Genomic DNA, 7,484 nt, shown 5'->3' on the forward strand with positions numbered 1-7,484 from the left:
TTTATTTATCAAAACTTTATAGTAATGATAATTGTTAGATTGATTTAATTTTATAGAGTCTGCCTCAATTATGAATGGTGGACTCTTATTAATTAAATCCAACCCTTTTCATTTGCTTTTTTCCATGCCTCGAAACGATGATCTGAATTCATTTTGTCTATAATAGTACTAGTATAGTTACGCACGGTCCCGTTTGATAAATACAATTTGTTAGCAATCTCTTTGCTACTTAATCCATTACCTATTTCTCTTAAAACAACTTGTTCTTTATGAGTTAATGGATTCGATTCAGTAAACAATGACGTCATGAGCGAAGGGCTATATTCCTTCTCACCCTTTGTCACTTTATAAATAGTTTTAATTAAATCATCAATTGAACGCTCTTTTAGTACATAAGCATCAACATCATTTGCTACGGCTTTTTCAAAATAACCTGGACGTTTAAAAGTAGTCACTATGATTATTCTTGTATTGAGTTGTTTTTTTCTTACATAAGATAAGATTTCCAAGCCTGTTATACCCGGAATTTCAATATCTAAAATGGCTACATTGGGTTCATTATTTTCAATAAACTCGAGTGCTTCTACACCATTTTCAAAATCTTTTAGTACATTCATTTCTTCATGCATTCCTATCAGTTGTACCATAGCTTTTCTTAACATCAATTGATCCTCAGTTATGACAAGCGATATCATAATAAATCACCTCTAGGTATTTCAACAATAATAAGTGTTCCATTATTTGATTGTACAATTAATTTACCATTTAAATAATCTACACGTTTTTTAATACTTTTCAAATTTGAAGCATTCTCATTTTCTATTCCCACACCATTATCTTTAATTTTTAAAATGATTTGATGCTCATGTACCTCCAATTCACCTTTTACTTCAGTCGCATGTGCATGTTTAATAACATTATTAATTGCTTCTCTAAAAATCATAGATAATATTGATTGTTTCGCTGGGTTTAATGATTTAGCCGCACTTTTATTGTTAAATTTAAAATCTAGATTAGCATTTTGCAATAAGTTTTCCAATGATGAAATTTCATCTTCAAAAGATTGTATCTTCAAATCATCAATAATGAGTCTAACTTTATTTAAGGTTTCTGTTGAAAGTTGATTTATTGCCTGCATTTCATTTTTTGCTTTTTCTGGATAAGTATCTATGAGTTTAACAGCTAATTCAGACTTCAAAGTAAGACTAGCAAATACATGTCCTAATGTATCATGAAGATCTTGACTTATTCTATTACGCTCTTGTTGAGCTATTAATACATTAATATACTTGTTCTTTTCATCAAGTTTAGCTTTCATAATTCGTTCGTCTCTATTTTTAAAATTACCTATAGCAACAATTAATATAACCAAATAAAATGCACTTAATAGAACCACAAATGTTGGATTAAATATGTAAGTTAGTATTAAGCAACTTATCATAGCTATTAAAAAGGTTATAAATTCTTTAGAAACAACACGAACATTAAATATAAAAGGTAAGGCGAATGCACTATAAAAGAAAAACAAACTATTCATAGGATTGACACTATAGACAAAATAAAAGATTCCTAAATAATGAATAACCAGTAATGAATATAAAATACTATCACTAAGGTGTTTATAAAATAAAATCATCGTCACATAACTGATTATAAAAATAGTACAAACAATTAAATAAGTGAATAAGTTACCACGTTTGTCATTAAATATAGCTAAAACCGGAAATATTAAATATATTAAAGTACTTAATTCTCCTAATCTCACTCCCCAACTTCTTGATGCCATTAGGATACGTCTCCTTTCTTATTCATGAATAAAGCAATACTCAAAAAGATTATACTATAGACTATGAGATAGCCAACTACTTCTATATTCATCCCTTTATCTTGCGCTAAATCTATAGCAAGTAGCTTTAAATTATATGTTGGCATGTTTTTAGAAATCGACTGAAGCCAATCAGGAAACGTGTATACTGGAAACCATAGACCTCCTAATATAGCTAGTGTAATATTTAGTAAATTGGCAAAACTACTTGCTTTTTGAATATCGTTGAGTTGAGCGATAATCAATCCTAAAGTCAAAAATAAACTAACCCCAATCCATAAAGTTAATGCAGAGAATATCCATTGAAAAACAGTCATGTGAACATCTTTGTAAAAATGAGCAACTGAAAAAATAATAATAATTGCTATTAAAAACTGACACATTGTCTTACTAATTTTAACTAAATAATATTGAAATGATGATAATGGGGTCACCATTAACCGTTTATACCAACCTTGATTTCGCTCTTCAATCAAATCTAATGGAAATGACAATAGACAAAAGTTCATTAAACTAAATACTGTCATACTATACATATACTCTTTATAAAACTTAGGTTTTGCTTCTTCTGGCATGTCCAATATAGAAGTAAATAATAAATAAAACACGACAGGTAGTAATATGGAAATAACTAAATACAATTTCTTTCTAAATATAATCTTTAATTCTATTTTAAAATATGTTGATATCACTGGTAATTCCCTCCTTTAGACTTATCATTAGAAAACATGACTTCTAATAAAGACGTTTTAAAAATTTCAATAAGATTGAAATTGACATGATGTTGTTTCAATAATTGTAAAACATCACTCACATCAGTTGTTTTTATTTCATATTTATTTTTTATTAATTCAATTTCGTATTTATGTTTCAGTTGATTGATAAGTTCTTGATATTTGCATGGAATTCGAATTACAGAATAACTTTGATTCCTTTTTATATTATCTGGTGCATCATCTAATTGAATTTTACCTTTATCTAACATCATTACTTGATCAGCCATTCTTTCAACTTCTTCAATGTAATGAGAAGTATATAGTATCGTAGTGTTATTCATTTTTAATTTTTCTATAACATTCCAAAAATGTTGACGCATTTCTACATCCATACCTGACGTAGGCTCATCTAAAATTAACAGTTCAGGTTTACCCACCAATGCTAAAGCAAAATCTAAAATCCTCTGCTGTCCGCCTGATAAATTACATGCAAACTGATCCATTTGACGGTCACTAAATTGTGTGATTTCTTTAAACTGATGGAAAGAAATAAACGTTTGATAAAAGGATTGATATAAATGTAATAATTCGCAAACCTTTATGTATTTAGGAAACTCTGTTTTTTGAAAAAGAATACCCATCTTATGTCTATTTAACAAATTTGATTTATCAGCGATTTGACCACTATCATAGTGATTATTTCCAACGATAATATCAATTAACGTTGACTTACCTGCTCCATTTTTACCTATTAATGCCGTACAACAATTATTTTTTATATTAATACTTATATCTTCTAAAACTTTATGTTTCTTGAAAGATTTAGAAATATGTCGTAGTTCAATCACTATCGTCACACCCCTTGATTAATGTTACTTATAATTTAGCAAGTTTAAGTGAGTAATATTAGTACCGAATGTCATTAATTAATAATGACATTTGTCATATCGTGCATAAAAGTTTACATAATATATTTACTGTTTTTTAAAAAATACCCTCGTTCATTTAAACGAGGGTATTTTGAAATTTTATAAAATTGGAGATATTAATTTTGCTAGTCCTTCTTTAAATTTAATTGATAATGGGCGCTTGTTATATTCTTCTTTTGTAAGTAATTTAGATTGCTCAATATCTTTTTCAAATGCTTGACGTAACTGTTTAGCAATATCTTCATCATATATAAATGCGTTCACTTCGAAATTCAGCTCAAAACTTCTAAAGTCCATGTTTGCACTACCAATTGAAGAAATTTCATCATCAATCATTAATATTTTAGAGTGAATAAATCCATTTTGATAAGTGTAAATATTAACTCCGCTATCTAATAAATCAGCTGCATTTGAAAATGTAGCCCAATAAACGAATGGATGGTCAGGTTTACACGGAATCATAAGGTTTACTTCAACACCACTATTAGCAGCCATTTTTAATGCATTAATGTATGATTGGTCTGGAATAAAGTAAGGGCTTTGTAGATAAATAGACTTTTTAGCACTCATTATCATTTTTGTATAACCATATTCTATTTGATGTAAATCAAATGCAGGTCCACTAGAAGCGATTTGAATAGCTGTGTTCCCTTTGTCCCCATTTTTTTTAGGGAAGTACTTTTGATCAAATTTAAATTGTGGACGATGCGACTGTGAATTCCAGTCTAAAATAAATCTTAATTGTAGTGCATCGATGCCTTCACCTTGAACACGTGTATGTGTGTCTCTCCAGTAACCTAACTTACCTAATCCTAAATAATCATCGCCAACATTGAAACCGCCAATGTAACCAATTTGTCCATCTATAATGATAATCTTTCTATGATTTCGATTATTCATTCTAAAATTGATTAAAGGTACTTTCGAAGGGAAAAATGCTTCAACTTCTCCACCTAATGCTCTGAAATGTTTAAATTTTGATAATCTAACCTTCTTAGAACCAACATCGTCAAACAACAGTTTAACTTCTAAACCTTCTCTAAGTTTTGTTTCAAGTGCATCAAAGATTCTTTTACCTAATCCATCAAGTTCAAAGGTATAGTACTCTAGATGTATATAGTCTTGAGCATTGTAAATATCCTCAAGTACTTTTTCATAAAGCTTATGACCATCTGTAAATAAATCAATTTTATTATTTTCTGTTAAAAAGGCATCTTGTTTCATTAACAACATACGAATTAAATCACGGTGTTTTATGACTTGATCATTGATATAACCATAATTGTGTTTATCAAAACTGTCGATTTGGTCTTGAACTAAATCTTCAAATGCATGTAATTCATCACCGTTATTTTTTTCCATCTTTTTCTTGGAAACCGTTCGTCCTAAAAATAAATACAAAATAAATCCAATGACAGGAAGAACGAATAATACGAATAACCACGCCCATGTTGAACTGGCAGTACGTCGATCACGTTCAAGGAAAATGATGACAAATGCCAGTACTATATTAGTTATAAACCCAAGTACTAACAATATAGTTAAAATGGTGCCCAAAAATCCAAAATTCATTACTAAATACTCCTATTCAGTCTTTCACCAAGAAAATTTAGTTGCCGATTTACCGAACTATACTTCAGTTACCAATGTTAAAATAGCATTAAAGTCCTCGTCATTATGCGGAAATGCACGTTCTTCGATTTGTTTAATGGTAATGTTTAATAATTTATAACCATTACCCTCTTGAGACTTCAAAAACGAATTAACACTTTTCTCTAAGCTCTCCAGTGTTTCCTCAGTTAAAGTTTTAAATTTTATTTGTTGCATAAATCCCATACCCCTTTCATTATATTGATTAAATCATAGAACTTTTCATACAAAATTTCAATTAATTTAGAGGAATTATCTTTTATAAATCAAACGTTCATTATCTTGAACAGAATATATTTTAATTTAAATGGTATTGATGTATAATAAATTACATTCGATTGAATATTCAGAAATTTTATTAGTCTAGATTCACATCAATGTCTTTATTGCTCCTCTTTTAATTGATTGAAATCTTTTCTAATTGAGAGCTAATCAACACTTTTCATCGAATAAATTAATAAATATCGATTTAACATTGGAGGGAACGCTTGTGATTTCATTTGAAAATGATTATTTAGAAGGTGCACATGAAAAAGTTTTAAATCGATTAGTAGAGACAAATCGAATACAAGCTGCTGGATATGGCTTCGATGACTTTTCGGCACAAGCTGCAGATAAAATTAGACAACGTATTGACTGTCCAGATGCTACCATTCGATTTTTAGTAGGTGGTACGCAAACCAATCAAGTAGTTATTAACTCAATGCTTGATAGTTATGAAGGAGTTATATCCGCTGATACAGGACATGTGGCAGTCCATGAAGGTGGTGCTATAGAATTCAGTGGACATAAAGTTCTAACCATACCCTCCCAAGAAGGTAAAATTACTGCTCAAGATGTTGAGAATTATATAGAAACTTTTGAAAGTGATTTTAAAAAAGAACACATGGTGTATCCGGGGATGGTCTATATTTCACATCCAACCGAATACGGAACTTTATACACTAAAGAGGAATTACAATCTTTATCTAGAGTTTGCCGTAGACATCAGATTCCACTATTTATGGATGGTGCACGTTTAGGTTATGGCCTTATGAGCAATCACACTAATGTAACTATCGAAGATGTTGCAAAATACTGTGATGTGTTTTACATAGGCGGTACTAAGATTGGAGCACTTTGTGGTGAAGCAATCGTATTCACTAAACAAAATGAACCTAAAAACTTCACTACAATTATAAAACATCATGGTGCTTTATTAGCAAAAGGCCGTCTAACTGGTGTTCAATTTCTAGAATTATTCACTGATGATTTATATTTTGATATAAGTCGACATGCTATTGAAATGGCTGAAAAGGTAAAAAAAGGATTTATAGATAAAGGGTATCAAGTCTATTTTGATTCACCAACCAATCAACAATTTTTTATTTTAAGCAACGATAAAATTGAAGAACTAAAACAAAAGGTAAAATTCGCAGTTTGGGAGAAATATGATAATCAACATCGTGTAGTCCGCTTCGCAACAAGTTGGGCCACTACTGAAGAAAATGTTAATCAACTACTTAAACTAATATAAAATATAAAATGAAGTTATAAAAAACTGTATCACTACAGGCATCTAAGAATATAGTCAGGAGGACTATGCTATGCAACAAGAACGACAATCGTGGTACCAAAAATCTTGGTTTATTATTCTCACATTGCTATTTATTTTTCCATTAGGTCTCTTTCTAATGTGGAGGTATGCGCATTGGAAAATTTGGTTGAAATTGGTTGTTTCATCAATCTATACTATTGGTTTAGTTTTAACAGTTTTATTTCAAGTTAGTCTATTAAATGAAAACAAACCAAATCAAACAGAACATGCATCAACTATAAAAGAAAAGTCTGATATAAATAATGTAAAAACAACTAGAAATAAAAATATTGAAAAATCAATGCACAAAGACAAACAAGACTCTGTGAACTTAAAGCAAAACACAAAAGATCAAAACAATAACGCAAATGATGAAGTAGCTTCTCCAACTAGCGAACAAAATGCAGCTATAGCACAAGCAAAATCATATGCAAATTCATTACCTATCTCTAAGAAAAGTTTATACAAACAATTAACTTCGGAATACGGAGAGAAATATCCGGCAGACGTAGCACAGTATGCTGTTGACCATATCAGTGTAGATTATAAAAAGAATGCATTGAGATTAGCAAAAAGTTACGTAAAAAATATAAACATTTCTAATCAAGCGTTATATGATCAACTCGTTTCAGAAAATGGAGAAGGATTTACTCCTGAAGAAGCACAATATGCAATGAATCATTTAGATAGGTAATCATTAAGAAAGAGTTTTAACATTAAAGAGTCCGGGGCATAAAGTTTTAGTATAAGTAACAAAAGACAATTTCTATTAAAATAATATAGAAATT

At 29.8% G+C, this 7,484-nt stretch carries 8 protein-coding genes; 2 read left to right on the plus strand and 6 right to left on the minus strand.

All coding sequences use genetic code 11. The features are described from left to right. Nucleotides 1-92 precede the first annotated feature (92 nt). The 6 genes from HMPREF3058_RS08585 to HMPREF3058_RS08610 form a co-directional block, all read right to left on the minus strand. Entirely contained in the window at nucleotides 93-695 is a 603-nt protein-coding gene (locus tag HMPREF3058_RS08585; protein WP_002491339.1) for a response regulator transcription factor, read from the minus strand. Further along, nucleotides 692-1,786, minus strand: a complete 1,095-nt coding sequence (locus HMPREF3058_RS08590) for a sensor histidine kinase (protein WP_002491327.1) — start codon at nucleotides 1,784-1,786, stop codon at nucleotides 692-694. Before HMPREF3058_RS08590 ends, HMPREF3058_RS08585 begins: the two co-directional genes overlap by 4 nt. Further along, nucleotides 1,786-2,517: an ABC transporter permease gene (locus HMPREF3058_RS08595; RefSeq protein ID WP_002491322.1), complete on the minus strand. Its 732-nt coding sequence runs from the start codon at nucleotides 2,515-2,517 to the stop codon at nucleotides 1,786-1,788. Before HMPREF3058_RS08595 ends, HMPREF3058_RS08590 begins: the two co-directional genes overlap by 1 nt. After that, on the minus strand, nucleotides 2,514-3,389 hold the full coding sequence (locus HMPREF3058_RS08600; protein WP_002491344.1) for an ABC transporter ATP-binding protein: 876 nt from the start codon (nucleotides 3,387-3,389) through the stop codon (nucleotides 2,514-2,516). Before HMPREF3058_RS08600 ends, HMPREF3058_RS08595 begins: the two co-directional genes overlap by 4 nt. Before the next feature lie 180 nt (nucleotides 3,390-3,569). Next, nucleotides 3,570-5,042, minus strand: coding sequence for a cardiolipin synthase (cls, locus tag HMPREF3058_RS08605; protein ID WP_070731368.1), 1,473 nt, complete (start codon nucleotides 5,040-5,042; stop codon nucleotides 3,570-3,572). A gap of 57 nt (nucleotides 5,043-5,099) precedes the next feature. Further along, nucleotides 5,100-5,297 carry a hypothetical protein gene (locus HMPREF3058_RS08610; protein WP_002458409.1) on the minus strand — a complete coding sequence of 66 codons (198 nt, stop codon included), beginning with the start codon at nucleotides 5,295-5,297 and terminating at the stop codon, nucleotides 5,100-5,102. A gap of 313 nt (nucleotides 5,298-5,610) precedes the next feature. On the opposite strand from HMPREF3058_RS08610, the gene HMPREF3058_RS08615 reads away from it, so the two are divergent. Together HMPREF3058_RS08615 and HMPREF3058_RS08620 are read left to right on the plus strand one after the other, a co-directional pair. After that, entirely contained in the window at nucleotides 5,611-6,636 is a 1,026-nt protein-coding gene (locus tag HMPREF3058_RS08615) for a threonine aldolase family protein (RefSeq protein ID WP_002458408.1), read from the plus strand. A 70-nt stretch (nucleotides 6,637-6,706) separates the two neighbouring features. Next, nucleotides 6,707-7,390, plus strand: coding sequence for an Ltp family lipoprotein (locus tag HMPREF3058_RS08620; protein ID WP_002491350.1), 684 nt, complete (start codon nucleotides 6,707-6,709; stop codon nucleotides 7,388-7,390). Nucleotides 7,391-7,484: the final 94 nt, after the last annotated feature.

The organism is Staphylococcus sp. HMSC068G11 (assembly GCF_001815825.1).
GTDB classification, from domain to species: domain Bacteria; phylum Bacillota; class Bacilli; order Staphylococcales; family Staphylococcaceae; genus Staphylococcus; species Staphylococcus epidermidis.